General features: G+C 64.5%; 20 protein-coding genes. 11 read left to right on the top strand and 9 right to left on the bottom strand.

The window, feature by feature from the left end; translation table 11 throughout:
• Positions 1-31: 31 nt before the first annotated feature.
• Complete coding sequence (locus ACF8RA_RS04665) at positions 32-1,054, bottom strand: DUF1853 family protein (RefSeq protein WP_392518837.1); 1,023 nt, start codon at positions 1,052-1,054, stop codon at positions 32-34.
• Here ACF8RA_RS04665 and ACF8RA_RS04660 point away from each other — a divergent pair.
• The 10 genes from ACF8RA_RS04660 to ACF8RA_RS04615 all read left to right on the top strand — a co-directional run bounded on the left by ACF8RA_RS04660 (position 1,053) and on the right by ACF8RA_RS04615 (position 12,727).
• Positions 1,053-1,943 (top strand): NAD(+) kinase, encoded by an 891-nt coding sequence (locus ACF8RA_RS04660; protein ID WP_003247220.1) that lies wholly within the window; start codon positions 1,053-1,055, stop codon positions 1,941-1,943. The genes ACF8RA_RS04665 and ACF8RA_RS04660 overlap by 2 nt on opposite strands.
• Complete coding sequence (locus ACF8RA_RS04655) at positions 1,943-2,914, top strand: metallophosphoesterase (RefSeq protein WP_176684490.1); 972 nt, start codon at positions 1,943-1,945, stop codon at positions 2,912-2,914. The genes ACF8RA_RS04660 and ACF8RA_RS04655 overlap by 1 nt, the downstream gene beginning before the upstream one ends.
• Positions 2,911-3,798, top strand: coding sequence for a rhomboid family intramembrane serine protease (locus tag ACF8RA_RS04650; RefSeq protein WP_392518836.1), 888 nt, complete (start codon positions 2,911-2,913; stop codon positions 3,796-3,798). The genes ACF8RA_RS04655 and ACF8RA_RS04650 overlap by 4 nt, the downstream gene beginning before the upstream one ends.
• Positions 3,799-3,811: 13 nt before the next feature.
• Positions 3,812-4,072 carry a YeaC family protein gene (locus ACF8RA_RS04645; RefSeq protein WP_003247224.1) on the top strand — a complete coding sequence of 87 codons (261 nt, stop codon included), beginning with the start codon at positions 3,812-3,814 and terminating at the stop codon, positions 4,070-4,072.
• On the top strand, positions 4,069-4,899 hold the full coding sequence (locus ACF8RA_RS04640) for a DUF2797 domain-containing protein (protein WP_339444509.1): 831 nt from the start codon (positions 4,069-4,071) through the stop codon (positions 4,897-4,899). Before ACF8RA_RS04645 ends, ACF8RA_RS04640 begins: the two co-directional genes overlap by 4 nt.
• Positions 4,900-4,912: 13 nt before the next feature.
• On the top strand, positions 4,913-7,570 hold the full coding sequence (gene pepN, locus ACF8RA_RS04635) for an aminopeptidase N (protein WP_392518835.1): 2,658 nt from the start codon (positions 4,913-4,915) through the stop codon (positions 7,568-7,570).
• A gap of 271 nt (positions 7,571-7,841) precedes the next feature.
• Positions 7,842-8,882, top strand: a complete 1,041-nt coding sequence (locus tag ACF8RA_RS04630) for a YCF48-related protein (RefSeq protein WP_176684486.1) — start codon at positions 7,842-7,844, stop codon at positions 8,880-8,882.
• Positions 8,879-11,278: an RND family transporter gene (locus ACF8RA_RS04625; protein ID WP_176684485.1), complete on the top strand. Its 2,400-nt coding sequence runs from the start codon at positions 8,879-8,881 to the stop codon at positions 11,276-11,278. The genes ACF8RA_RS04630 and ACF8RA_RS04625 overlap by 4 nt, the downstream gene beginning before the upstream one ends.
• 62 nt (positions 11,279-11,340) lie before the next feature.
• On the top strand, positions 11,341-11,616 hold the full coding sequence (locus ACF8RA_RS04620) for a DUF5629 family protein (RefSeq protein ID WP_176684484.1): 276 nt from the start codon (positions 11,341-11,343) through the stop codon (positions 11,614-11,616).
• The gene (locus tag ACF8RA_RS04615; RefSeq protein WP_256122363.1) at positions 11,597-12,727 is read left to right on the top strand and encodes a lactonase family protein; all 1,131 of its coding nucleotides are present in this window, start codon (positions 11,597-11,599) and stop codon (positions 12,725-12,727) included. Before ACF8RA_RS04620 ends, ACF8RA_RS04615 begins: the two co-directional genes overlap by 20 nt.
• A 236-nt stretch (positions 12,728-12,963) precedes the next feature.
• Here the strand turns inward: ACF8RA_RS04615 and ACF8RA_RS04610 are convergent, their stop codons facing one another.
• The 3 genes from ACF8RA_RS04610 to ACF8RA_RS04600 are packed head-to-tail and all read right to left on the bottom strand — an operon-like array spanning position 12,964 to position 18,433.
• Entirely contained in the window at positions 12,964-13,557 is a 594-nt protein-coding gene (locus tag ACF8RA_RS04610; protein ID WP_392461003.1) for a glutathione S-transferase, read from the bottom strand.
• A complete protein-coding gene (locus ACF8RA_RS04605; RefSeq protein ID WP_392518833.1) occupies positions 13,554-17,198 on the bottom strand; it encodes an AAA family ATPase in 3,645 nt (1,214 codons plus the stop codon). Before ACF8RA_RS04605 ends, ACF8RA_RS04610 begins: the two co-directional genes overlap by 4 nt.
• Positions 17,195-18,433 carry an exonuclease SbcCD subunit D C-terminal domain-containing protein gene (locus ACF8RA_RS04600; RefSeq protein ID WP_176684480.1) on the bottom strand — a complete coding sequence of 413 codons (1,239 nt, stop codon included), beginning with the start codon at positions 18,431-18,433 and terminating at the stop codon, positions 17,195-17,197. The genes ACF8RA_RS04605 and ACF8RA_RS04600 overlap by 4 nt, the downstream gene beginning before the upstream one ends.
• A 488-nt stretch (positions 18,434-18,921) precedes the next feature.
• Here ACF8RA_RS04600 and ACF8RA_RS04595 point away from each other — a divergent pair, with 488 nt between their 5' ends.
• Positions 18,922-19,353: a DUF2628 domain-containing protein gene (locus ACF8RA_RS04595; protein ID WP_003247236.1), complete on the top strand. Its 432-nt coding sequence runs from the start codon at positions 18,922-18,924 to the stop codon at positions 19,351-19,353.
• A 72-nt stretch (positions 19,354-19,425) separates the two neighbouring features.
• Here the strand turns inward: ACF8RA_RS04595 and ACF8RA_RS04590 are convergent, their stop codons facing one another.
• From ACF8RA_RS04590 to ACF8RA_RS04570, 5 genes are read right to left on the bottom strand one after another with little or no spacing between them, the layout of a single operon-like run.
• Positions 19,426-21,057, bottom strand: a complete 1,632-nt coding sequence (locus tag ACF8RA_RS04590; RefSeq protein WP_392518832.1) for a BatD family protein — start codon at positions 21,055-21,057, stop codon at positions 19,426-19,428.
• Complete coding sequence (locus tag ACF8RA_RS04585) at positions 21,054-22,772, bottom strand: tetratricopeptide repeat protein (RefSeq protein ID WP_392518831.1); 1,719 nt, start codon at positions 22,770-22,772, stop codon at positions 21,054-21,056. Before ACF8RA_RS04585 ends, ACF8RA_RS04590 begins: the two co-directional genes overlap by 4 nt.
• Positions 22,769-23,845, bottom strand: coding sequence for a VWA domain-containing protein (locus tag ACF8RA_RS04580; protein WP_176684477.1), 1,077 nt, complete (start codon positions 23,843-23,845; stop codon positions 22,769-22,771). The genes ACF8RA_RS04585 and ACF8RA_RS04580 overlap by 4 nt, the downstream gene beginning before the upstream one ends.
• Positions 23,838-24,332, bottom strand: coding sequence for a DUF4381 domain-containing protein (locus ACF8RA_RS04575; RefSeq protein WP_003247240.1), 495 nt, complete (start codon positions 24,330-24,332; stop codon positions 23,838-23,840). The genes ACF8RA_RS04580 and ACF8RA_RS04575 overlap by 8 nt, the downstream gene beginning before the upstream one ends.
• Entirely contained in the window at positions 24,329-25,273 is a 945-nt protein-coding gene (locus ACF8RA_RS04570) for a DUF58 domain-containing protein (protein ID WP_176684476.1), read from the bottom strand. Before ACF8RA_RS04570 ends, ACF8RA_RS04575 begins: the two co-directional genes overlap by 4 nt.
• Positions 25,274-25,276 lie beyond the last annotated feature (3 nt).

The following is a 25,276-nucleotide window of genomic DNA, read 5'->3' as shown; positions in this document are numbered from 1 at the left end:
CGTGCCCGCGAAGGGGCCGGAACAGGTGACATCAGTTACCGGGCAGATACGGCCAGTCATCAGCCACAAGAAACACCCGCTCCACCTCCTGCCAGGCGCCATCGGACTCCTGCTCCAGTCGCACCAGCAACTGCGCCGGTGCCTGCTGCTCCAGCATATGCAACCAGGCTGCAAACTGCTCCGCCAGCCAGCATTCGCCTGCCTCGAACCGCGCAGGTGCCAGCCAGGCATGCCGTTGCAGCGGCTGCCACCGTTCACCTTCAGCCAGCACCCAGTCCTGCCGTCGCACCCAGCGCCCGTGCAAATGCTGCGGGTTGGCGCCGGTGGGTGGCTTGGCATGGCCCGGCCACGGGTAGAAAAGATAGCCGCCCAGCCACACATGTGCCTGTACCTGCTCAATCCCCAGCTTGGCCAGCATCTCGCGGCTCTGCGCCCCCTTGGACATGGGCAACTGGTGCCCTGCCAGGTGTGCAAGCTTGGTCCCCAGCCGATCATGGCAACCAGGCCCCAGCCAGGCATGCGGGTCGTGCCCGGCGTCTTCCGGGCCCAGGTACAGCTTGATCGCCAGTTCCAGGTGGTGCACGCCGTCGCGGTCGCGCAGCACCACGTCGAGCTCGCCCAGGGTGCGCCCGCCATCGCGAATCGCCAGGTTGGCGGCCAGCAGCTCGATGCCTGGCGCCTGGCCCAGGGCAAACTGCCACAGGCGTTCGTAGTAATGCCCCAGGCGCCGGCTGCCCAATTGCGCCAGCCACGCGCGCAACGGTCGGTCATCGGCATCCAGGGCCCGCAACCATTGTTCAAGGCGTTGCGGCTGCTGCGCCCACAGGCTGCCCGCCAGCGGGTGTCGCTGGGGGCAGGGCGGGTCGCTGAGCAGGGGCGGTGACAACAGGGTCCATGCCAGGTCACGCACGGTGGCGCGCTGCAATTGTCGGGGCAGGTCGTGGAGCTGGGCGAATGGCGTCATCCTGCGAGCATAGCCGGTTTGCCGCTGCCCGGTGGTTTCGCCCATAATCGGCGCATCGTCACCCGCCGCAAAGCCTTGCAGGAGCCCCATGGAGCAATTTCGCAATATCGGTATCATCGGTCGCCTTGGCAGCTCGCAGGTGCTCGACACCATTCGCCGACTTAAAAAATTCCTCCTCGATCGCCACCTGCACGTGATCCTCGAGGACACCATTGCCGAAGTGCTGCCCGGCCATGGCTTGCAAACGTCCACCCGCAAGCTGCTGGGCGAGGTCTGCGACCTGGTCATCGTGGTCGGCGGCGACGGCAGCCTGCTGGGCGCAGCCCGCGCGCTGGCCCGACACAACATTCCGGTGCTGGGTATCAACCGTGGCAACCTGGGTTTTCTCACCGACATCCGCCCCGACGAGCTGGAGCAGAAGGTCGCCGAAGTGCTCGACGGCCACTACCTGGTGGAAAACCGTTTCCTGCTGCAGGCCGAGGTGCGCCGCCACCACGAGGCCATCGGCCAGGGCGATGCACTGAACGACGTGGTGCTGCACCCGGGCAAGTCCACGCGCATGATCGAGTTCGAGATCTACATCGACGGCCAGTTCGTCTGCAGCCAGAAAGCCGACGGCCTGATCGTCGCCACCCCCACCGGCTCCACCGCCTATGCGCTGTCGGCCGGTGGCCCGATCATGCACCCCAAGCTCGATGCCATCGTCATCGTGCCGATGTACCCGCACACCTTGTCGGGCCGGCCGATCGTGGTCGACGGCAACAGCGAGCTGAAGATCGTGGTGTCCAAGGACCTGCAGATCTACCCGCAGGTGTCCTGTGACGGCCAGAACCACTTCACCTGTGCCCCCGGCGACACCATCACGGTCAGCAAGAAGCCGCAGAAACTGCGCCTGATCCACCCGCTGGACCACAATTACTACGAGGTCTGCCGCACCAAGCTGGGTTGGGGCAGCCGCCTGGGGAGCAGTGACGACTGATGCTCGATCCGGCGCGAAGTTTTGACATCATCGGCGACGTGCACGGCTGTGCGCTGACCCTTGAACGCCTGCTCGACGCCCTCGGATACAAGCGCGTGGCCGGCGTGTGGCGCCACCCGCGACGTCAGGTGCTGTTCCTTGGCGATATCGTCGACCGCGGGCCACGCATTCGTGAGGCGCTGTACATCGTCCACGACATGGTCGAAGCCGGCCAGGCGTTCTGCATCATGGGCAACCACGAATACAACGCCCTGGGCTGGGTCACCCCGGCACTGCCTGGCAGCGGCAAGGCCTATGTACGCGAACACACGCCGCGGCATGCCCGGCTGATTGACGAAACCCTGACCCAGTTTGCCCAGCACCCTGGCGACTGGCACGATTTCGTCAACTGGTTCTACCAGCTGCCGCTGTTCGTTGACGCCGGCCGTTTCCGTCTGGTGCACGCCTGCTGGGACCCGCGGCTGATCGAGCCGCTGCGCCAGCAATACCCCGACGGACGCATCGATGAACACTTCATCCAGGCCTCGGCCGTGAGTGGCAGTTTTGCCGACACGGTGTGCAACCGCCTGTTGCGCGGTACCGACATGCGCCTGCCGGACGGGCTGACGCTGACCGGCGGCGACGGCCTGACCCGCGCGTTCTTCCGCACCAAGTTCTGGGAAGAAGACCCGAAAACCTACGGTGACATCGTGTTCCAGCCCGATGCCTTGCCCGAAGAAGTGGCCAGTACCCCGCTCAGCCACAGCCAGAAGAACGCCTTGCTGCGATATGACGAAGACCAGCCGATGCTGTTCGTCGGTCATTACTGGCGCAGCGGCCGCCCGGCGCCAATCCGCGCCAACCTGGCCTGCCTGGACTACAGCGCCGTGCTCTACGGCAAGCTGGTCGCCTACCGGCTGGATGATGAAACCCGCATCGACCCACACAAGTTCGTTTGGGTCGACGTTGACCGCCCACAGGCCAACCAATGAACATAATCGAAGTGATGCGCCTGCCGCTGTCGGTCGACCTCAGCGGCTTCGTCCAGCTGTTGCAGCGCCTGCAGGTGCCGCACCGGGTCAGCGAGGAGGGTGATGCCCAGGTCCTCTGGGCCCCCGACACCTTGGCCGAAGATGTGCTGCAGCTCTACCAGCGCTACCCCAACGGCAACGCCGACCTGCCGGCCAGCGCCGACCCTGTAGGGGCGGTTTCACCCGCGAATGCCCCCACACAGCCTTCTCTGGCAGCCCAGGCCAAGGCCTGCAAAATCACCACCCTCACCCTGCTGCTGTGCTTCATCGTCGCCGGCCTTACGGGGCTTGGTGACAACATCACCACCATCAGCTGGTTCACCTTCCTCGACTTCCGTGTCCAGGGCGACTACCTGTACTTCACCTCGCTGGCGCAAACCCTCGACCAAGGTCAGTGGTGGCGACTGGTGTCGCCCATGCTGCTGCATTTCGGTGTGCTGCACCTGGCCATGAACAGCCTGTGGTACTGGGAGCTGGGCAAACGCATCGAACTGCGCCAGGGCCCGTGGGCGTTGCTGTGCCTGACCCTGCTGTTCAGCCTGGTGTCCAACCTGGCCCAGCACTACACCAGCGGGCCGAGCCTGTTTGGCGGCCTGTCCGGCGTGCTGTACGGCCTGCTCGGGCACATCTGGTTGTACCAGTGGCTGGCGCCCGACCGTTACTTCAACCTGCCCAAGGGCGTGCTGGTGATGATGCTGATCTGGCTGGTGGTGTGCCTGACCGGCGTGGTCGGCACCCTCGGCCTTGGCCAGATCGCCAATGCCGCCCACGTCGGCGGGCTGCTCATCGGATGCCTGACCGGGCTCTTGGGTGGGGCGCTGGCCCGGCGTAAACTGTCGGCTTGAATCAGGAGACACTATGTCCACTTTCGCGCAAATGATTGAAAACATCACCCCGGAAATCTACCAGAGCCTGAAACTGGCGGTGGAAATCGGCAAATGGTCGGATGGCCGCAAGCTCACGGCCGAGCAGAAAGAACTGTCGCTGCAGGCGGTCATCGCCTGGGAGATGAAGAACCTGCCCGAAGACCAGCGCACCGGCTACATGGGCCCACAGGAATGCGCGTCGAAGTCCGCGCCCATCGCCAACATTCTGTTCAAGTCGGACTCGGTACATTGATCGAACTCGCGCGTGGCTCGTTGAGCAAAATGGCCGTCAGCCTGCAGGCACCGGTGGTGCAGTACAGCTTCCGCCTGGATGACACGCAGGTGCCGGTCAACCCCATGATCGGCCAGCGCCTGCGCCTGGAATACCTCGGCGCCATTCATTGCAGCCATTGCGGCAAGCGCACCAAGACCAGCTTCAGCCAGGGTTACTGCTACCCGTGCATGACCAAGCTGGCCCAGTGCGATGTGTGCATCATGGCCCCGGAAAAATGCCACTACGACGCCGGCACCTGCCGGGAGCCGTCGTGGGGGGAACAGTTCTGCATGACCGACCACATCGTGTACCTGGCCAATTCGTCGGGGATCAAGGTCGGCATTACCCGTGCCACCCAGCTGCCCACCCGCTGGCTCGACCAGGGTGCCAGTCAGGCGTTGCCGATCATGCGCGTGGCCACCCGGCAGCAATCGGGCCTGGTCGAAGACGTGCTGCGCAGCCAGGTGCCGGACCGTACCAACTGGCGCGCGCTGCTCAAGGGCGATGCCGAGGTGCTCGACCTGCCGGCCATCCGGGAGCAGGTCTTCGAAGCCTGCGCCGACGGCCTGCGCGAGCTGCAGGGGCGCTTCGGCCTGCAGGCGATCCAGCCGCTGCCGGACGCCGAAGTGGTGCAGATGAACTACCCGGTCGAGGCGTACCCCAAGAAGATTGTCAGCTTCAACCTCGACAAGGACCCGGTGGCCGAGGGCACGCTGCTGGGCATCAAGGGCCAGTACCTGATCTTCGACACCGGTGTGATCAATATTCGCAAGTACACGGCCTACCAGTTGGCCGTGCTCCAGTAAAAAGGACCTGCACATGCGTACCGAACAACCGCAAGTGATCTACCTCAAGGATTACCAGGCGCCGGAGTACCTGATCGACGAGACGCACCTGACCTTCGAGCTGTTCGAGGACCACACGCTGGTTCACGCGCAACTGGTCATGCGCCGCAACCCGGCACGCGGTGCCGGCCTGCCGCCACTGGAACTCGATGGCCAGCAGCTGGAACTGCTGCGCGCCTCGCTGGATGACCAGGAACTGCAGCCAGGCGACTACCAGCTCGACGCCGACAGCCTGACCGTACAGCCCAAGGCCGAGCGCTTCACCCTCGACACCAGCGTGAAGATCCACCCGGAAAGCAACACCGCCCTGGAAGGCCTGTACAAGTCGGGCAAGATGTTCTGCACCCAGTGCGAGGCCGAGGGCTTCCGCAAGATCACCTACTACCTCGACCGCCCGGACGTGATGAGCACCTTCACCACCACGGTCATCGCCGAGCAGCATCGCTACCCGGTATTGTTGTCGAACGGCAACCCGATCGGCAGCGGGCCGACCGAAGATGGCCGCCACTGGGCGACCTGGGAAGACCCGTTCATGAAGCCGGCCTACCTGTTCGCTCTGGTGGCCGGTGACCTGTGGTGCGTTGAAGACAGCTTCACCCGTCAGTCCGGCCGTGATGTGACCCTGCGCATCTACGTCGAGCCCGAGAACATCGACAAGTGCGACCACGCCATGGTCAGCCTGAAAAAGTCCATGCGCTGGGACGAAGAAGTCTATGGCCGCGAGTACGACCTGGACATCTTCATGATTGTTGCGGTCAATGACTTCAACATGGGCGCCATGGAAAACAAGGGCCTGAACATCTTCAACTCCAGCTGTGTGCTGGCCCGTGCCGAAACCGCCACCGATGCTGCGCACCAGCGCGTCGAAGGCGTGGTCGCCCACGAGTACTTCCACAACTGGTCAGGCAACCGCGTTACCTGCCGTGACTGGTTCCAGTTGTCGCTGAAGGAAGGCTTCACGGTATTCCGCGATGCCGAGTTCAGTGCCGACATGAACTCGCGCACGGTCAAGCGCATCGAAGACGTGGCCTACCTGCGCACCCACCAGTTCGCCGAAGACGCCGGCCCCATGGCCCACCCGGTGCGCCCGGAAAGCTTCATCGAAATCTCCAACTTCTACACCCTGACCGTGTACGAGAAGGGCGCCGAAGTGGTGCGCATGGTCCGTACCCTGTTGGGTAGCGAAGGCTTCCGTAAAGGCAGCGACCTGTATTTTGAGCGTCATGATGGCCAGGCGGTAACCACCGACGACTTCATCAAGGCCATGGAAGACGCCAACGGCGTCGACTTCACCCAGTTCAAGCGCTGGTACAGCCAGGCGGGCACCCCACGCCTGGAGGTCAGCGAAGCGTATGACGACGCCGCGCAGACCTACAGCCTGACGTTCCGCCAGAGCTGCCCGCAGACCCCGGACAAGGCCGAGAAACTGCCGTTCGTGATCCCGGTGGAACTGGGCCTGCTGGATGCCGCCGGCAACGACCTGCCGCTGCAACTGGTTGGCGAAGACGCCGCTCAAGGGACCAGCCGCGTGCTGTCGGTGACCGAGGCCGAGCAAACCGTCACCTTCCAGGGCATCCAGGCCAAGCCGCTGCCGTCGCTGCTGCGTGGCTTCAGCGCCCCGGTGAAGCTGAGCTTCCCGTATGGCCGCGACCAGCTGATGTTCCTGATGCAGCACGACAGCGACGGCTTCAACCGCTGGGAAGCGGGCCAGCAGCTGTCGGTGCAGGTACTGCAGGAACTGATCGGCCAGCATCAACGCGGCGAAGCCCTGAAGCTCGACCAGCGCCTGATTACCGCCTTGGGCACTGTGCTGGGCAATGCATCGCTGGACCCGGCCATGGTGGCCGAAATGCTCTCGCTGCCAGGTGAGGCGTACCTTACCGAGATCAGCCAGGTGGCCGATGTCGACGCCATCCATGCCGCCCGCGAGTTCGCACGCCAGCAGATCGCCGAACACCTGTTCGACACCCTGTGGGCGCGTTACCAGGCCAACCGCGAAGTGTCGCGCAGCACTGCCTATGTGGCCTCGGCCGAGCACTTTGCCCGCCGCAGCCTGCAGAACATCGCCCTGTCGTACCTGATGCAGAGTGGCAAGCAACAGGTGCTGGAGGCGACCCTGGAGCAGTTCGAGCACTGCGACAACATGACCGAGCGCCTTACCGCGCTGGCGGTACTGGTCAACTCGCCGTTCGAGGCCGAGCGCGCGAAAGCGCTGGAAGCGTTTGCCGAGCACTTCAAGGACAACCCGCTGGTCATGGACCAATGGTTCAGCGTGCAGGCGGCCAGCACGCTGCCGGGCGGGCTGGCGCGGGTCAAGGCATTGATGCAGCACCCGGCCTTCACCCTGAAGAACCCGAACAAGGTGCGTGCGCTGATCGGTGCCTTTGCCGGGCAGAACCTGGTCAACTTCCATGCTGCCGATGGCTCGGGGTATCGCTTCCTGGCGGACCTGGTGATCGAGCTGAATGCGCTGAATCCGCAGATTGCATCGCGGCAACTGGCGCCGCTGACCCGCTGGCGCAAGTATGACGATGCGCGTCAGGCGCTGATGAAGGGTGAGCTGGAGCGCATTCTGGCGTCTGGCGAGCTGTCCAGTGATGTGTATGAAGTGGTGAGCAAGAGCCTGGCGTAATTCTTGTGAATTGGGGCTGCTTTGCAACCCTTCGCGGGTGAACCCGCTCCTACAGGGGGACGTAACCTTTGTAGGAGCGGGTTTACCCGCGAAGGGCCGCCCAGCGGCCCCGGCTTTCCCCGGCCGACAACAAAACATAACACCCCGCCCGTTGTACTCCCGCCAACATCCCCGCTACGATCCCCTCAAGCTATTGCAGGCCTCTAGATCAGGCATTCGCAAGGCCTGCAAGGCATTGACCCACCAAAAAGAACACAACAAGGGGGCAGTCATGAGGGAGCAGTTACGTACGCCAGCCAGGCGTGGTGCCTGGCCATGGGCAGCCAGCGCGATGCTGGCACTGGCATTGGGTGTGTGGGCCGACAGCGCCCAGGCCGCGGCAGCCGACGAATACTCCACCGAGTCGGCCAAGGCCAGTGAAAGCCTGTTGATCGACACCACCCATGCCGGCAAGCGTCTGGTGGTGGTCGGTGATCGCGGCCACATTCTGTTCTCCGACGACCAGGGCAGTACCTGGACCCAGGCCCGGGTACCCACCCGGCAATTGCTCACTGCCGTGTTTTTCCTCGATGACAAGCATGGCTGGGCCGTCGGCCATGACGCGCAGATACTTGCCAGCAGCGACGGCGGCGCTACCTGGAGCAAGCAGTTCGAAGACCTCGCCCGTGAAGCGCCCTTGCTCGATGTCACCTTCCTCGACGCCCAGCACGGCTTTGCCGTGGGGGCCTATGGCGCCTTGCTGGAAACCACCGATGGCGGGCAGCACTGGCAGGACGTGGCCGAGCGGCTGGACAACCCGGATCAGTTGCACCTGAACGGTATCGCCCAAGTGCGCGATGCCGGCCTGTTCATCGTGGGTGAGCAGGGCGGTATGTACCGCTCCGCCGACAAGGGCCAGACCTGGGCCAAGGTCCAGGGCCCCTACGAGGGCTCGCTGTTCGGCGTGATCGGCACCGCCAGGCCGCAGACCCTGCTGGCCTACGGCCTTCGCGGCAACCTGTTCCGCTCCAGCGACTTCGGTGACAGCTGGCAGCCGATCGAACTCAAGGCCGCGCGCGGTACGCTGGAGTTCGGCCTGGCAGGCGCTACGCTTGTCGATGATGGCACCCTGGTGCTGGTCGGCAATGGTGGCAGCGTGCTGCGCAGCACGGACGACGGCCAGACTTTCAGCGTGTACAACCGTGCCGACCGCCTCGCCCTGGCCGGCGTCAGTGGCCTGGCCAACGGCGGCCTGCTGCTGGTAGGGCAGGGTGGTGTGCACCTGACCAGCGCCGAAGGGGCTGATCAGGCTGCCCGGGAGGTGCGTCCATGACCAGCAGGGAGAGCATTGCCATGCACCCGCATCATCAGGATCAAGCCACGCTGCTCGAACGCCTGATCTTCAATAACCGCCCCGTGGTCATCGCCCTGTGCGTGCTGGTCAGCATTTTCCTGTTCTGGCAGGCCACGCAGATTCGCCCGTCCACCAGCTTCGAGAAGATGATCCCGCTGCAGCACCCGTTCATCGAGCAGATGATGGAGCACCGCAACGACCTGGCCAACCTCGGCAACACCGTGCGCATCTCGGTGGAGGCGGTGAACGGTGACATCTTCGACAAGGACTACATGGAGACCTTGCGTCAGATCCATGACGAGGTGTTCTACATTCCCGGTGTCGACCGGGCCGGGTTGAAGTCACTGTGGAGCCCCAGCGTGCGCTGGAGCGAGGTCACCGAGGAGGGCTTTTCCGGTGGCGAAGTAATCCCTAACACCTACAACGGTTCGCAGGACAGCCTCGATAGCTTGCGCGACAACGTGCTCAAGTCAGGCCAGGTGGGGCGCCTGGTGGGCAACAACTTCAAGTCCAGCATCGTCGACGTGCCGCTGCTGGAGAGCTACCCGGACCCGCAGGACCCTGGCAAACAGGTGAAGCTGGACTACCAGCAGTTCTCTCACCTGCTGGAAGAGAAGATCCGCGACAAGTTCCAGGCGCAGAACCCCAATGTAAAAATCCACATCGTCGGCTTTGCCAAGAAGGTCGGTGACCTGATCGATGGCCTGGTGATGGTGGCGATGTTCTTCGGCGTCGCCCTGGCGATCACCTTGGTGTTGTTGTACTGGTTTACCTGGTGCATCCGCAGCACTGTCGCCGTGCTCATTACCACGCTGGTGGCGGTGGTCTGGCAGTTGGGGCTGATGCATGCGGTGGGCTTTGGCCTGGACCCGTACTCGATGCTGGTGCCGTTCCTGATCTTCGCCATCGGCATTTCCCACGGGGTGCAGAAGATCAACGGTATCGCGCTGCAGTCGAGTGATGCCGACAATGCCCTAACCGCTGCCCGGCGCACATTCCGTCAGTTGTTCCTGCCGGGAATGATCGCCATTCTTGCCGACGCAGTGGGCTTCATTACCCTGCTCATCATCGACATCGGGGTGATTCGCGAACTGGCCATCGGCGCCTCCATCGGTGTGGCGGTGATCGTGTTCACCAACCTGATCATGTTGCCGGTGGCCATCTCCTACGTCGGCATCAGCAAGAAGGCCATCGAGCGCAGCAAGAAAGACGCGACCCGCGAGCACCCGTTCTGGCGCCTGTTGTCGAACTTCGCCAGTGCCAAGGTGGCGCCGGTGTCGGTGGTGCTGGCACTGCTCGCCTTCGCCGGCGGCCTGTGGTACAGCCAGAACCTGAAGATCGGTGACCTCGACCAGGGTGCACCGGAGCTGCGCCCCGACTCGCGCTACAACCAGGACAACAACTTCATCATCAGCAACTACTCGACCAGTTCCGATGTGCTGGTGATCATGGTCAAGACGCCGTCGGAGAAGTGCTCGGTCCACTCGACCATGGCGCCGATCGACGAGCTGATGTGGACCATGGAAAACACCCCTGGCGTGCAGTCGGCGATTTCCCTGGTCACCGTTTCCAAACAGGTGATCAAGGGCATGAACGAGGGCAGCCTGAAATGGGAAACCCTGTCGCGCAACCCGGACATCCTCAACAACTCTATCGCCCGGGCCGATGGCCTTTACAACGGCGACTGCTCATTGGCACCCGTGCTGGTGTTCCTCAATGATCACAAGGCTGAAACGCTGGAGCGCGTCACCGCCGTGGCCAAGGCGTTTGCCGACAGCCATGACAAGGAAGGCCTGCAGTTCCTGCTGGCGGCGGGCAACGCGGGCATCGAGGCCGCGACCAACGAGGTGATCAAGTCGGCCGAGCTGACCATCCTGATCCTGGTGTACATCTGCGTGGCCGTGATGTGCCTGATCACCTTCCGCTCGTTCGCCGCCACGCTGTGCATCGTGCTGCCCCTGGTGCTGACCTCGGTGCTGGGCAACGCGCTGATGGCCTACATGGGCATCGGGGTGAAAGTGGCGACCTTGCCGGTGGTGGCGCTGGGTGTGGGGATTGGTGTGGACTATGGCATCTATATCTACAGCCGCCTGGAAAGCTTCCTGCGTGCCGGTTTACCGTTGCAGGAGGCGTATTACCAGACCCTGCGCTCGACCGGCAAAGCGGTGCTGTTCACCGGGCTGTGCCTGGCCATTGGGGTATGCACCTGGATTTTCTCGGCGATCAAGTTCCAGGCGGACATGGGTCTGATGCTGACCTTCATGCTGCTTTGGAACATGTTTGGTGCGTTGTGGCTGCTACCGGCATTGGCGCGGTTCCTGATCAAGCCTGAGAAGATGGTGGGCAAGGAGGGTGGGTCGATCTTTGCCCATTGATTGAAGGGGCCGCAATGCGGCCCCAAGGTTATACTGCCAATCCATTTCAGATTGGTACCCCTATGTCCCCCCTCGCTACCGCCCTGCAGGCCTGCGATATGCTTCTGATCGACGGCCTGCACGCCTTCGACTTCACCGCCGATGAAGCCGGCCTCACTGTCGAATGCATGGACGGCCGCCAATTGCGCCGCTGGTCGTTCACGCCTGAGCAAATCGCTGCCGCCATCGCCACCGGAGACGAGTGGCAACTCGACGATGCCAACGGCGCGCATCGACTAGTCTGTATGAGTGCCTTTCGCGCCCCGGATGATGAGCAAGATGAACCGCACCTGGACTAACCTGCTGACCGCTAGCCTGATGAGCCTGACTATCCACGCCCACGCCTCGACGTTGCTGGTGGGCAGCTACACCGATGGCGCCAGCCAGGGTATCTACCGCTACCAGTTCGACGACAAGGCCGGCCGCATCGACCCCACACCGCGACAAGTGGTCAAGAACGTCAACCCTTCCTGGCTTGTGCTGTCGGCCGACCAGCGTCAGCTGTTCGTGGTCAATGAAACCCCGGGTGGCCATGCCAGTAGTTTCAGCGTCAGCACCAAGGGCGAAATCAAGCCGCTCAACCAGATGGTCACCCAAGGTGACGAACCGACTCACGCCAGCCTCAGTCGTGACCAGCGTTATCTGTTCGTGGCCAACTACGCGGTCAAGCCTGACCCCGGCGGCAGCCTGGTGGTCATCCCGGTGGCCAGGGACGGCAAACTCGAGCCCGCGGTGCAACAGGCCCGGCACAAGGCGAGTGGCGTCAACCCCGAGCGCCAGGCCGGTGCCCATGTGCATGCACTGGTGCTGTCGCCCGATGGCCAGCATGTCTATGCCTGCGACCTGGGCGCGGACAAGGTATTCATCTACCGCTACGACGGCGCCAGTGTGGACAAGCCGTTGAGCCCGGCAATCCCGGCCTCGGTGGCCTTGCCGCCAGGCAGTGGGCCCCGTCACCTGCTGTTCGACGCCAAGGGCCAGCATGCTTACCTGACGTTGGAGATGAGTGGCGAAGTGGTGATGTTCGACGTCGAGGACGCTGCTTTGCTTGAGCGTCAACGCCTGCCGCTGACCGAGCAGCAGGATGCAGCGGCCAAGGCAGCGGGAGGCCTGCACCTGTCGGCGGACGGCCGCTTCCTGTACGTGAGCAACCGTGGCACGGCGAATGAAATCCTGGTGTTCGCGGTTGGCAAGAATGACGGCCAGTTGACGTTCGTGCAGCGCCGCTCCGTGGAAGGCGATCACCCCCGCGAATTTGCCCTGGACCCTAGCGGCAATTTCCTGCTGGTAGCCAACCAGAAGAGCAACCAGATCGTGGTCATGCGCCGTGATCTCTTGACTGGCAAGTTGGGGGAGACCGTGCAGACCATGGCGCAGGACGCGCCTTCGGACCTGAAGTTCATCGATTAAGAGGTTGGGAGGGTTCGCTCATAGGTGAACTGGCCAGACACACCGTGCAAGAAGTGGATTTACCCGCGAAAGGGCCGGGCCTGCTGGCCAATTTTCACGCGCCGTTCACTGTTGCCGCCGCCACCGTATTCGCGGGTAAACCCGCACCTACACACAGATGGTGGTGGACACAGGCCGTCGTAGGAGCGGGTTCACCCGCGAAAGGGCCGGCCCTGCTGGCCAAATTTCCACCCTGTTCAGCGAACCATGATCGCTTTGAACAGCTCCGAAGCCAGCCACCCCTCCAGCCAGCTCCGCACCCGCGGATAAGCCGCCTCGGCGAACCACTGCGGTTCGACCCCGGCAAACTGGCGCATCAGAGGCAGCAACGCGGCATCGGCCATGCTCGGGTGGTCGGCCAGCAGGTAGGGCTGGCCCGCCAGCAGGCCTTCTAGCTCCGCCAGCCAGGCCTCGGCCTGCTGGCGGTAATGTTCGCGGGAATGCTCCGGGTAACGTTCGGCATACTTGTACAGGTTCACGTGCGCCTTGAACGTGGTGTCATTGCGCGCAATCAGCGTTTCAGCCTGCTGTGCAGCCACAGGGTTGGCCTGTAGCCGCCAGTCCTGCGGGTCGTTTTGCGTCAGCGCCCAGCGCATGATGTCCAGGCTCTCTTCCAGTACCCCGGCACCGGTGTCCAGCACCGGTACCGTGCCCTTGGGCGACAAGGCCAGCAGCTCTGCCGGCTTGTTCTTCATCGCCACTTCGCAGATCTCCACCTCGCAGCCGGCATAGCGCAGGGCCAGGCGCGCACGCATGGCCCACGGGCAGCGGCGGAACGAGTAGAGGATCACCCGCACACCTCCACGTGACTCAGGCCATTACCCTGACGCCGCACCTGGATCTGTACCGGGATGCGCTCGTGCATTTCCTGTACGTGGGAAATCACCGCCACTTTGCGGCCCTGGGCTTGCAAGCCGTCGAGGGCGTCCATTGCCAACTGCAGTGACTCGGGGTCGAGGCTGCCGAAGCCTTCGTCGATGAACAACGATTCGATACGCAGGGTGCTGGAAGCCATCGACGCCAGGCCCAGGGCCAGGGCCAGCGACACCAGGAAGGTTTCCCCGCCCGACAACGAGTGCACCGAACGCAGTTCGTCGCCCATCTCGGTGTCCAGCACCAGCAGGCCAAGGGCACTGCCGCCGCGCTTCAGGCGGTAGCGGCGGGCCAGCTGACGCAGTTGGGCGTTGGCGTGGTGCAGCAGCAGGTCGAGGTTGTAGCCCTGGGCGATCTTGCGGAACACATCGCCCGAGGCCGAACCGATCAGGGCATTGAGGCGGGCCCAGCGTTGCCACTGCTGGTGGGCCTGTTCGATTTCTGCCGTCAGCGCCTGGTGGGCCTGCTGCCGGCGCTGGTCGTCGGCCTGTTGCGCGCGCAGTTCGGCGCACTGCTGCTCATGGTTGGCCAGGCGCCCGCGCAGTTCGGCCAGGGCCTGCTCCAGGGCTTCGGCCGAGGTGTCCACGGTCATTTGTGCGGCGTGTTGTTGCAGGCGCTGCTCACGTTCCTGCAGCAGCACGCGGCCTTGTTCGATGGCCTTCTCGGCACCTTGAACACGCTGACGCAGCTCATTCACCTGGGCGTCATCCATGGCCAGCAGGCGATCCAGCCCGGCGTCGTCCAGCTCCGGATGCTCGCTGCGCCATTGCGCGATCTGGCCCTGCAATTGCTGGCACTCGCTTTCCAGCGCCTGTTGCTGCTGGGCATTGGCCTTGAGTTCGCTGGCCAGTTGTACACCCTGGGTGCGCAGCTCCTGCAGGCGCTGGGCGGTGTCGGCGTCAAGGGCGCGGGCGTGTTCCAGCGCGGTGTCCATGTGCTGTTGCCAGGCTTCGGCGCTGGCATGTTCGCCGAGCAGTTCGCCGAGTGAGGCCAGGGCTTGCTGGCGTTGCTCGTCGAGGGCGGCCAGTTTCTGCTGCAACTGCTGCTGGCCTTGCAGGCGCGTCTGTTGTTGATCACGCAGCTTGTCCAGCTGGGTTTGGCGGGCTTGCTGTTCTTCCAGTTCGTCCTTGCGCTGGTCCAGTTGCTGCAGGCGCTGGGCAATCTGCTGGTCGAGGGCGAGGAAGGCATTGGCCGGGTCTTCGTTCAGGGCCTTGAGGGCTTCCTTGGGCAAGACGCCGGCCAGGTCGTCAAGGCCTTGCTGCAACTGCTGCTCATCGTTGGCCAGGGCCTGGTGCTGTTGCTCCAGATGGCGCTGGGCCTGTTGCTGGGCGTCGTAGGCCGCCTGCAATTGCTGGTTCAGGCGGGCGGCGTCTTTTTGCAGAGCCAGCAGGGCGCTCTGGCGTTTCTCGTCCTGGCTGATTTCTTCATCCAGGCGACGTAGCTGGCCGTCGAGCCAGGTGCTACGGGCCTTGTCGTCCTGCGGGGCGAGGGCTGGCCACAGGCTGTGTGCCTGCACCTGAGCCACCAGCGGTTGCAACTGTTCACCCAGTTGCTGCTGTTGCTGCTGGGAGTCCTTGAGCTGGGCGTTGACCACCCCCAGTTGGGTACGCAGCTCCACCAGCTTGCTGTTGAGGGTTTCGACCTGTTTCTGCGCGGCGTGCTCTTCGGCCTGGTCATGGCGACCCAGGCTCTGCAGCAGCGCTTCTGGCTGATGGAACGGGTGTTCGGCGCTGCCACAGACCGGGCAGGGTTCGCCGTCACGCAATTGTCCACGCAGTTCTTCGACGCTGGTGTTGCGTGCCAGGCGTTGCCGTTCCAGCAGTTGACGGGTGAGGACCAACGCCTGTTCGGCGGCCTCCAGCTCGGCCTTGGCGGCAGTGCCTTCGGTAATCAGTTGCTGGCGTTGCAGCATGGCCTGCTGCTGCCGTTCACGCAGGGCGTCCAGCTGCTGGCGCAGCTCCTGTTCACGGCCGTGCAGGCGTGACATTTCCTCTACGGCGCGCTGCTGTTTGCGGTTGTCCTGCAGCATGCCGCCGAGCAGGTCGATCTGCTCGGCAAGGGCCTGGGGTTCGGCCTTGGCTTCACGGAACAACAGGTCGTAGGCGTCGCGCTCGGCCTGCAGGTGCGCATTGGCCTGGCTGGCCTGGGCCTGCAGGCCGGGTAACTCTTCTCGGCCCTTGGTCAGGCGGCCACCGATCAGCATTACCTGCTTCAGTTGCGGCAGGTAGGCGTGCCAGGCATTGGCCAGGCCCGCCAGGTGCTGGCTGTCGGCAAGCGCGGTTTCGATCTGCGCCAGTTGCTGCACGCTGCGCTGCTGGTTGTCTTCCAGCTGCTGCAGTTGCTGCTGGCCGTCAGCGAGCTGCTGTTGCGCCTGCTGGCTGATGTTGCGCTCGGCGGCCAGTTCCTGGTCCAGGCGTGCCAGACTGTCCTGCGCGGCAAAAGCCTGGCGCAGGCGCGGCGCGTTCTCGACGTGCTGGGCCTGGCGGTCGGCAAGCGCTTGGCGCGCATGGTCCAGCGCCTGTTCGAGCTCGCGGGTACGCACCTGCAGTTCGGCTTGTTGCTGTTGCTGCTCGGCAATTTTTGCCGCCACTGGCGCCAGCTGTGCGCTCAGTGCCTGTCGGCGGTGGAACTGGTGACGCTGTGGGGCCAGGCGCTCCAGGCGTACCAGGTCCAGGCGTGGTTCGGCCAGCTGTTGCCAGTCCAGTTCGGCGGCCTGCAGCGTGGTGCTGGCTTCGGTGTGTTGGGCCTGTAGCTGGCGTTGCTCATTCAGCCAACTGCGTTGCTTCTCCAGCTGACGCTCGCCGGCCTGGTCGGTCTTGAACTGCTGCTGCGCCTGCTCCAGGCGCTGGTCGAGCTCGGCACGGGCCTCGGCAGCCATCGGCAGCAGGTGGCTGGCGCGTTCTTTCAGGGCGTTGTGTGCCTCGCTGGCTTCGCGTGCCTTGCTGAAGGCACGCTGGCCCAGGCGGGTGTAGATGGCAGTGTTGGTGAGCTTTTCCAGCAGCTCGCTGCGGTCTTTGTCATCGGCCTTGAGGAACGCGCCGAACTCGCTCTGGGCCAGCATCACCGCACGGGTGAACTGTTCGAAGTTCAGGCCCAGGCGGGCTTCGACCAGTTGCTTGTATTCGTTCTTGCCACTGCCGAGCACCTGCTCGCTGTCGAGGTCGTAGAAGCTCTGGCGGCTGTGCTGCAGTTTGCCGTTGGCCTTGTCGCGGGCACGGTTGGCTTCCCAGCGGGCGCGGTAGCGGCGGCCGTCGATGCCGACGAAATCGACCTCGGCAAAACCGCTGCCGGTGCCACGGCGCAGCAGGTTGCGCGGGTCGGAAGTGGGGATTTCGCCGTCGGCGTCTGGCACCTTGGCCTCACGGCCAATGTCATTGAGGCGCGGCACGGTGCCAAACAGCGCCAGGCACAGGGCGTCGAGCAGGGTGCTCTTGCCGGCGCCGGTAGGCCCGGTGATGGCGAACAGGCCAGCGCTGGCCAACGGTTCTGCGGTGAAATCGATGTCGATCGGACCGGCCAGCGATGCCAGGTTCTTCAGGCGGATGGCGAGAATTTTCATGGCTGTTCCTCCTCCTGCAGCACGTCCTGCAACAGCAGGGCGAAGTCGGCCAGGGTCTGCTCGTCGGCGGGGTTGCCGTAGGCTTGCTCCCAGGCGCGACTGAACAGGTCTTGCGGGGTCATCTGGGCCAGCTCGACAAAGGCCAGGCCATCGTCTTCGGCGTTGTTGCGGCCAGCGTATTCGGCGCTGATGCGGATCAACCGTACCGCCTTGCCTTCAAGCGCGGTTTCGATCTGCTGGCGCAGGTCGGGTTGCGGCTCGTCGAGCATCACCCGCACCTCCAGCCAGGGCTGGCGGTTGGGGTCTTCAAGCAGGTCGATCACTGGCAGGTCGGCCAGTTGCTGCAACAGCTCGCCCAGCGGTGCCGGGCCCACCCGTTGCAGGGCCACGGCGCGTGGTACGGGGCGTGGCTCGACGCTGACCAGGCCGTTGCCGTCCAACTCCACTTCCAGGACCTGGTGCGGGTAGTTGATTTCGGCGAACGACAGCGGGATTGGCGAGCCGCTGTAGCGGATGCGTTCTTCGCGGTTGACCTTCTGCGGCTTGTGCAGGTGGCCCAGGGCGACGTAGCTGATAGCCTTGTCGAACAGCTTGGCCGGCAGCGCCTCGGCGTTGCCGATGATCAGGCTGCGTTCGGAGTCTTCCGACACCGCGCCACCTGCCATGTGAGCATGGCTGATGGCAATCAGCGCCTGGTCTTTCTTGCGCTTCTTCTGCGCGGCGGCGATCAGTTGCTGGTGCACCTGGGTGATGCCTTGCAGGTAGTCGTCACCCAACTGCGGGCCGGTCACTTCGGCCGGGCGCAGGAACGGCAGGGCCAGGCACCAGGCGGCCACCTTGCCACGGCCGTTGGTCAGCGGAATCAGCAGGCGCTCGGCATCCAGCTGGCCCTCGTCCAGCCAGTGCACACGGCCCAGGGCATGGGTGCGCAGGCGGCGCATGAGCGCGGCGGGCAGCTCGATGCGCGAACCGGAGTCGTGGTTGCCGGCGATCATCACGATGTCCAGCTTGGGCTGCTGCTCGTGGGCCTGGACGATGAAGTCGTAGAGGCGTTCCTGGGCTTTGACGGGCGGGTTGACGGTGTCGAAGATGTCGCCCGCAATCAGCAGCGCATCCGGCTGGCGCAGGTGTAGCTGGCCGAGCAGCCAGTCGAGGAAGCAGGCGTGTTCGAAATCGCGTTCCTGGCCGTGCAGGCTTTGGCCCAGGTGCCAGTCGGAGGTATGAAACAGACGCATGGATGACCTGTTGGTGTCGAGTCGAGCAAGCGAGGGCTTGGCTTGGGTGATGGGTGTTGCGCAAGGGCGGTATGGTAACCCATGCACGGGGCCGCTGTGCGGCCCGAAAGTTCAGCGCTTGATCTCATGGGCGCACGGTGCTGGTTGTCCTGCAGGCAAGCCCGCGCATTGAACCCCTTGTTCATGGATGGCATTGGCTTATCGCAGTAGCGTCCTGCGACTCCAGGCGTTGACGCGGGTTGCCACGTTGGTTCCATGAAAAGCTGACATTGATAGCAGGGTGTCGCGCATCTCGGTTTGCCCCACGGACATGTCGCGGCAAAGCATCGAGCACACGCTCGGCCACTTCCGCCTTGAACGTTCTGTGAGCTGGCTCTCGCTTTGCACCAGGGATCAAGCTTGCCCTCAAAAGTATGCTGATTTACCCTCCGAAACGGCCATGATCACGGCTATTCGAAACCCACGGACGACAATCACAGGAGTCACCAATGGAAGGCATCCCTCAGACCCAATCTTCCCCGGATAACCTCAAGCCAAAATGGCGGGAGCGTTTCGCCTTCTTCGATCAGTACGGCGCCCCCACCTCCGAGTCATACAAAGCCGCATTCCGCGCCTTGCCGTTCGGGAAGAAGTTGCTGATCAACAACAATTTCATAGCCTTTTTCTTCGGCCCGATCTATTGGTTCGTGCTGGGGCTGTGGAAGAAGAACCTGGTCATGCTGGCCATCATCATCGGCATCGGGCTGCTGCTGAGCGTCTATGAGGTCGCGACGGGCAGCGAAATCCCGCGTCCTCTGGATAACGGTATCAGCATGGGGTTTGCGTTTTTGTACAGCTTCCTGACCAACCGGGCCTATTACCTGAAGCAGGCCAAAGGGCAGCAGAGCTGGAACCCGTTCGAGGGGCAGCGGTTCATCTGACTCGGCTGGTACATTCGGCAAGTATTGTCAGGGGCGGCCATGAGCTGAAAATTCGCAACCAGCCACTGCGCATCACTTGGGGTAGAGCGGCGGCAAACTGCCGTTCTCACCCGCCGGCAGCAATACCTGCTCAGCTGGCGGAATGGTACCAATCGCCCGCCACAAATCCTCCCCCTGCCAATACTGCCCGCTCTCGCTGTACAACGCCCCGTTCAAACCATCCAGCGCATCCGACAACGGTACGAAGCGCGCCGCCATCTCGGCCAGGGTTTCCGGTTGTTGCCGGGCCCAGGCATCCAGCGCCTGGCGCGTAGCCTGAGGGTCGTTGGCCTGGCACGCGCGCTTGAGGTCGTCCAGCAAGGTGCGTGGGCTTGGCCCGTTCTGCGCCGTGCGCAGCACCGCTGGCCGCGACCGGGCGCGCCACCACAGGGCAAAGCCCAGCACGGTGGTCAGGGCGAACACCAGTGTGGACAGCTGCCAGGGCCACAGCAGGGTGCTGGCGCTGCTGTTGTCGCCCACCGGGGTGTCGGCGCTCAGTGCCGGGTTGTCCTGCACGTTCAGCGTGCGTGCCGGCAGGCTGCTGTGTTCCAGGTGGTCTTCGCGGGTGTTCCACCAGGCCACTTCCAGCGCCGGCAAGGCCAGCGTGCCGCTGTGGGTCGGCACCAGGGCCTCGCGCTCTTCGCGGTTGGCGGTCATGCCCCGTTCGCTGATTTCGTTGCGCAGCAGCGGTTGGTCTGGGTAGCGGCGCAGGCCGATGATTTCTGTGGCCGGCAGCGGTGGCAGTTGGGTGCTGGACAAGCCTTCGGCACGCAAGGTGATGCTGCGCGTCAGCGAGTCGCCAATCTGCACCTGCTGGCTGCCGGGGTCGGGGCTCCAGTGCTCTTCCAGGGTCAGGCTGCTGGTTGGCAACCACGGCAAGCCAGCCGGCCAGGCTGCCGGAATCGGCCGTACGTTAAGGCGCAAGGGCAGCGAGCTGACCTGGACCTGATGGCCGGCGCGGGCCGCGCCATTGGCCTGCGTTGCTGCGTCGTTGCTGGCGGCTGCCGTGGCGGTGAATGTCAGCGGCGGGATGTCGAGGGTACCGCTTTGCTGGGCATACACCGCATAGCGGGTTTCGATCACGCCATGACGCACGCCGTTGATTTCCTTTTCATACGTGCGCGACTCGCCCAGCGGCTCGACCTTGGCGTTCTCCAGTTGCAGGGGGCTGAGGCTGCTGTCGTCGTACAGCGCGACCGAGTGATAGATGCGCAGGGTCAGCACGGCTTGGGCCTGGACATAGACGTCGTGGTTGTCGAGGGTCGCTTCGATGAATACCTGAGCGTTTTCCTGGCGGCTGGCATCGGCCTGCAGCACTTGCAGTTCGATGGCCTGGCTGTGCGACTGGCCCAGTTGCAGCTCGGGGATGCGCAGGCTACCGCTGCGCCGTGGCAGCAGGGTAATGATCCAGCGGGTGCTGGCGCGGGTTTCGCCGTCGAGGGTGTGCAGGCTGTTCAGCTGGCGCGTGCCCCGCACTTCGAAGTCACCTTCCAGGGCGCGCAGGTCGGGCTTGCCGAACTGGGTGACGTCCTGGCTTTCCAGGGTCAGTTCCAGGCTTTCGCCAGCTTCCAGGCGGGTGCGGTCGACACTGGCCTGCAGCAGCGGCTCGGCCTGGGCCAGCACGGCCCACAGCAGGGTGAGGAGAAAGACGCCGAAGCGACTCATCGTGATTTTTCCTGATGCAATTGCTGTTCATACCAGAATTTGCGTCGCAGCAGCTCTGCCGGGTTGTCGGGGATTTCCCGCAGCCATTGTTCCAGGGCTTGGCGCTGTTCGCCGTCGAGGCTGGTCGACACTGGGCGCTGGGGCGGCTGGATGACGCTGTCGTCGCCCCCGGCCTGGTTGCCGGGGGCGGCCTGGCTGTTGCTGCTGCTTTCGCCGGGTTGTTCGGGGCTGGCCTGTTGGTCGTTGCCGGGTGTGCCTTGGGCCGGGCTGCTGGCCGAGCTGCTGTTGCCTTCGGTTTCGCTGCCGGGCGTGTCTTGGGCATCGTTGCCGGGTGGCTGTTCCTCGGCCTTGGCTTCACGTTGCTGCAGCAGTTGCTGCACCAGCGCCTGGTTGTCCAGCGCGGCTTGCAGGTCGGGCTGGCGCTCCAGGGCTTGTTCGTACGCATCCAGGGCGGCTTCCAGCTCGCCACCATGGGCCAGGGCATTGCCCCGATTGTAGTGGGCTGCTGCTGTGTCGCCTTGGGAAAATGCCTCGGCAGCACCGGCGTAGTCGCCGGCCTGGTACAGGGCCATGCCGCGCCATTGCGGGTTCTGGAAGTGACGCGCAGCGCTGGCCGGGCGGTTTTGCTCCAGCAGCTTCTGGCCTTGCTGGTCGGGGCGCAGCCACAGGTCGTTGAACTCGAAAGCGTGGCCGGGCTGCGGCAATGCCAGCAGCAGTGGCAGGCAGAACAGCCAGCCGCGCCGGCCTGCGCAGGCGGCCAGCAGCAACAACGGAATCAGCAGCCAGTAACCTTGGTCGGCCCAGCTGTCCAGTTGCAGGGTCTGGCCGTCATTGCGCCCGCTCCGCGGGTTGTCGAACAGGCCCAGGCCACGCAGGTCGAGGTCGTCGATGCGGGCGTGCCGGTAGCGACCACCCGTGCCGCTGATAAAACCTTTCAGGCTGGCACTGTCCAGGCGAGGCAAGAGGATGCCGCCCTGGTCGTCTTTAAGGTATTCGCCATTGGCCTGGCGCACAGGGGCGCCTTCGCGGCTGCCGATGCCCAGCATCAGCAGGCTGGGGCCCTGGCGGCCGAGGGCCTGGGTGATGCCTTGGCGCTCGGCGTCGCTGAGCGCCGAGCCTACCAGCAGCAGGCGGCCTTGGCCGAGGCCGCTCTGGGCCAGCAGCGCCAGGCCTTTTTGCACAGCCAGGTCGGCACGCTGGCCGGGTTTTGGCATGATCGACGGGTCGATGGCCTCGAGCAAATTGCGGGTGGTGGCCAGGTCGTCAGACAGCGGCACCAGGGTGTGCGCGGAGCCGGCATACACCACCAGCGCCGTCTGGCTGTCGCGGCGGTGTTCAAGCAGGTCGAGGATCTTGCGCCGCGCCTGTTCCAGGCGGTTGGGCGGGCTGTCCTCGGCGAGCATTTGCGGGGTCAGTTCGAGCAGGATCACCAGGGGGTCGGCCGGGCGCTGATGGCTTTCTTCCAGCCGCTGCCAGCTGGGCCCGAGCAGTGCCAGGATCACCAGTAACCAGGCAAGGCCCAATGCCACCCACGGTAGTTTGCTGGTGCTGCCGCTGCCGCCACCCAGCAGTACGCCATGGAAGGCTGGCGGCAGAATCATCTGCCAGCGCCCGGCGCGTTTGCGCCGGTGCCACAGCTTGTACAGCAGCCAGCCGAGCACCGGCACCGCCAGCAGCCAGAGCGGACGCAGCCATTGGGGCCACAAGTCGATCATCGCCGCCTCCTTAAACGCAGGCGTTTCAAGCGTTGGCGCCATTCCGGGTGCGGCTGCAGGAAGCGCGGCTTGCGCAGCAAGCGCTGCAACAGGTTGTCGGGCCACTGCACGGCCACCACCAGCAGCACGCTGAGCAGCAGTGCCAGCGCCAGGGGCCAGGCGTACAGGGCCTGGGCTGTGCGTGCCTGGGTCGGTTGCTGGGCCACGGGCTCCAGTTGGTCGAGGGTATCGCCGATAGCGTCCAGTTCGGCGCCGTCATGGGCGCGGAAGTAGGCGCCATGGGTGATGTCGGCAATTTCCTTGAGTGCGGCTTCGTCCAGGTCCAGGCTCGGGTTGAGGCCGAGCAGGCCTGGGGTGCCACTGGCTTCGGGGTTGGCGCCGATACCGATGGTGTAGATGCGCACGCCTTCCTGGGCCGCCAGGCGGGCGGCTGTCAGCGGGTGAATCTGACCGCCGTTGTTGGCACCGTCGGTGATCAGCACCAGCACCCGGCTTTGTGCCGGGCGTTCGCGCAGGCGTTTGACCGCCAGGCCAATGGCGTCGCCGATGGCGGTGTTCTTGCCGGCGATACCGATCTGCGCCTCAATGAGGAAGGTGCGCACGGTACGCCGGTCAAAGGTGAGCGGCGCCTGCAGGTAGGCCTGGCTGCCGAACAGGATCAGGCCCACGCGGTCGCCTTCACGGTCTTGCAGGAAGTCTCCCATCAGCGCCTTGACCAGGTCGAGGCGGCTGATGTCCTCGTTCTTCCACTGCATGTCGGGGAAGTCCATCGACCCGGACACATCCACCGCTACCAGCAGGTCGCGGCCGCTGGCGGCGATCGGCACCGGTTCGCCCAGCCATTGCGGGCGAGCTGCGGCGCACAGCAGCAACAGCCAGATGACGACGAACGGTGCCTGCTGGCGCAAGGTGGGCAGGTTGAGCCGTGCGCGGCGCCCGGCCAGGCCTTCCAGCTCGTTGAGGAAACCCACCTTGAGCACCGGTTCACCGCTGTCGGCTGCGGGCAGCAGCAGGCGCGCCAGCCATGGCAGCGGCAACAGGGCGAAGACCCACGGCCAGGCCAGTTCAAACATGCTTGCGGATCCAGGTTTCGACGGCTTGGCTGAGCCCGGCGATGGCCTTGTCATCGAGCTTGCACTCGGGTTTATAGGCGCCTTCGACCAGTACCATCCAGCGGGTCAGGCCGGCGGCCGGGCAGCGGTTGTCGAGAAAGGCCAGCCACTGGCGGCCGTTGAGGGTGTGGCTGTTGGCGCCTGGGTAGTGGTTGCGGCACAGGCGTTTGAGCAGGGCGTTGATCTGTTGCAGCCAGGCGCCAGCCGGGGCACCGTCATACGGGCGTGGCAGGCGGGCCAGCTCGGCCAAGGCCTCCAGGCGCACCGGGTCCAGGGGTTGTTCGGCGCGCACGATGCGGCGTTTGCCCGGGCGCCAGCGGCGCAGCCGCCACAGGCCCCAGCCCAGTAGCGGCAGGACGGCCAGCAGCAGCCACCAGCCCGGTGCGGGTGGCCACAGGCTGACCGGTGCCGGGGCGATCAGTGGGTGCAACTGGTCGAGCGGGTTCATGACGCGCTCCGTGGCCGTTGGGCGCTCAGGTACTCGCGCAGTTGTTCGACCATTTCGCTTTGCGTGCTCAGTGGCATCAGTACCACCCTCAGCTTTTGCGCCATCAGCTCCCAGCGCTCGATACGGGCTTCAGCCTGCTGGCGGTACGCCTGGCGCAGGTTGGCGTCGAGGGTGTCTAGCTCCAGCTGGGCGCTGCGCTGAGCGAAGCGCAGCAGGCCGGCGGCGGGCAACGCGTGGTCGAGCGGGTCGGATACCGGCAGCAACAGCAGGTCGCAATGCCGTGAGAGCATGGCCAGGTGCTGTTCCACCTGGGCGCTGAGCGAGCGTTCATCGCAGATCACGATGGCCAGGCTGCCGGGACGCAGCACTTCGCGGGCGCGGCGCAGGGCCAGGCCGAGGCTATCGGCCCCCGGTACGGCTTCGGTGTGCAGTGACTGGTTGACCTTTGCCAAGCGGTTGAGCAGTTGCAGCAGGCTCTGTTTGCTGCGCCGGGGTTTGACTTCGTGGTGTTCGTTGTCGCCGAACACCAGGCCACCGATGCGGTCGTTGTGGCCCAGCGCTGCCCAGCCGAACAGCGCCGCCGCCTGGGCCGCCAAAACGGACTTGAACATCAGCCCCGAGCCGAAGAAAAGCCTTTGGCTTTGTTCGACGAGGATGAAGATCGGCCGCTCGCGTTCTTCGTGGAACAGCTTGGTGTGCGGCTCCTGGGTCCGCGCAGTGACACGCCAGTCGATGTTGCGCACATCATCGCCGGCCTGGTAAACGCGCACCTGGTCGAAGTCGACGCCGCGCCCGCGCAGCCTCGAATGGTGCAGGCCAACCAGCGGGCTGCGTTGGCCGGGCTTGGAAAACAGCTGGATTTCGCGCACGCGGTGGCGCATGTCGATCAGATCGGCAAGGCCAATGCGGATGCCATGTTCGGCCAGCTGCGCAGTGGGCATGGG

This window comes from Pseudomonas sp. FYR_5 (assembly GCF_043106315.1).
Classification (GTDB): Bacteria; Pseudomonadota; Gammaproteobacteria; order Pseudomonadales; family Pseudomonadaceae; genus Aquipseudomonas; species Aquipseudomonas putida_Y.
Note: the sequence above shows the minus strand (reverse complement) of the source record. Positions and strands in the feature narration are given on the sequence as shown.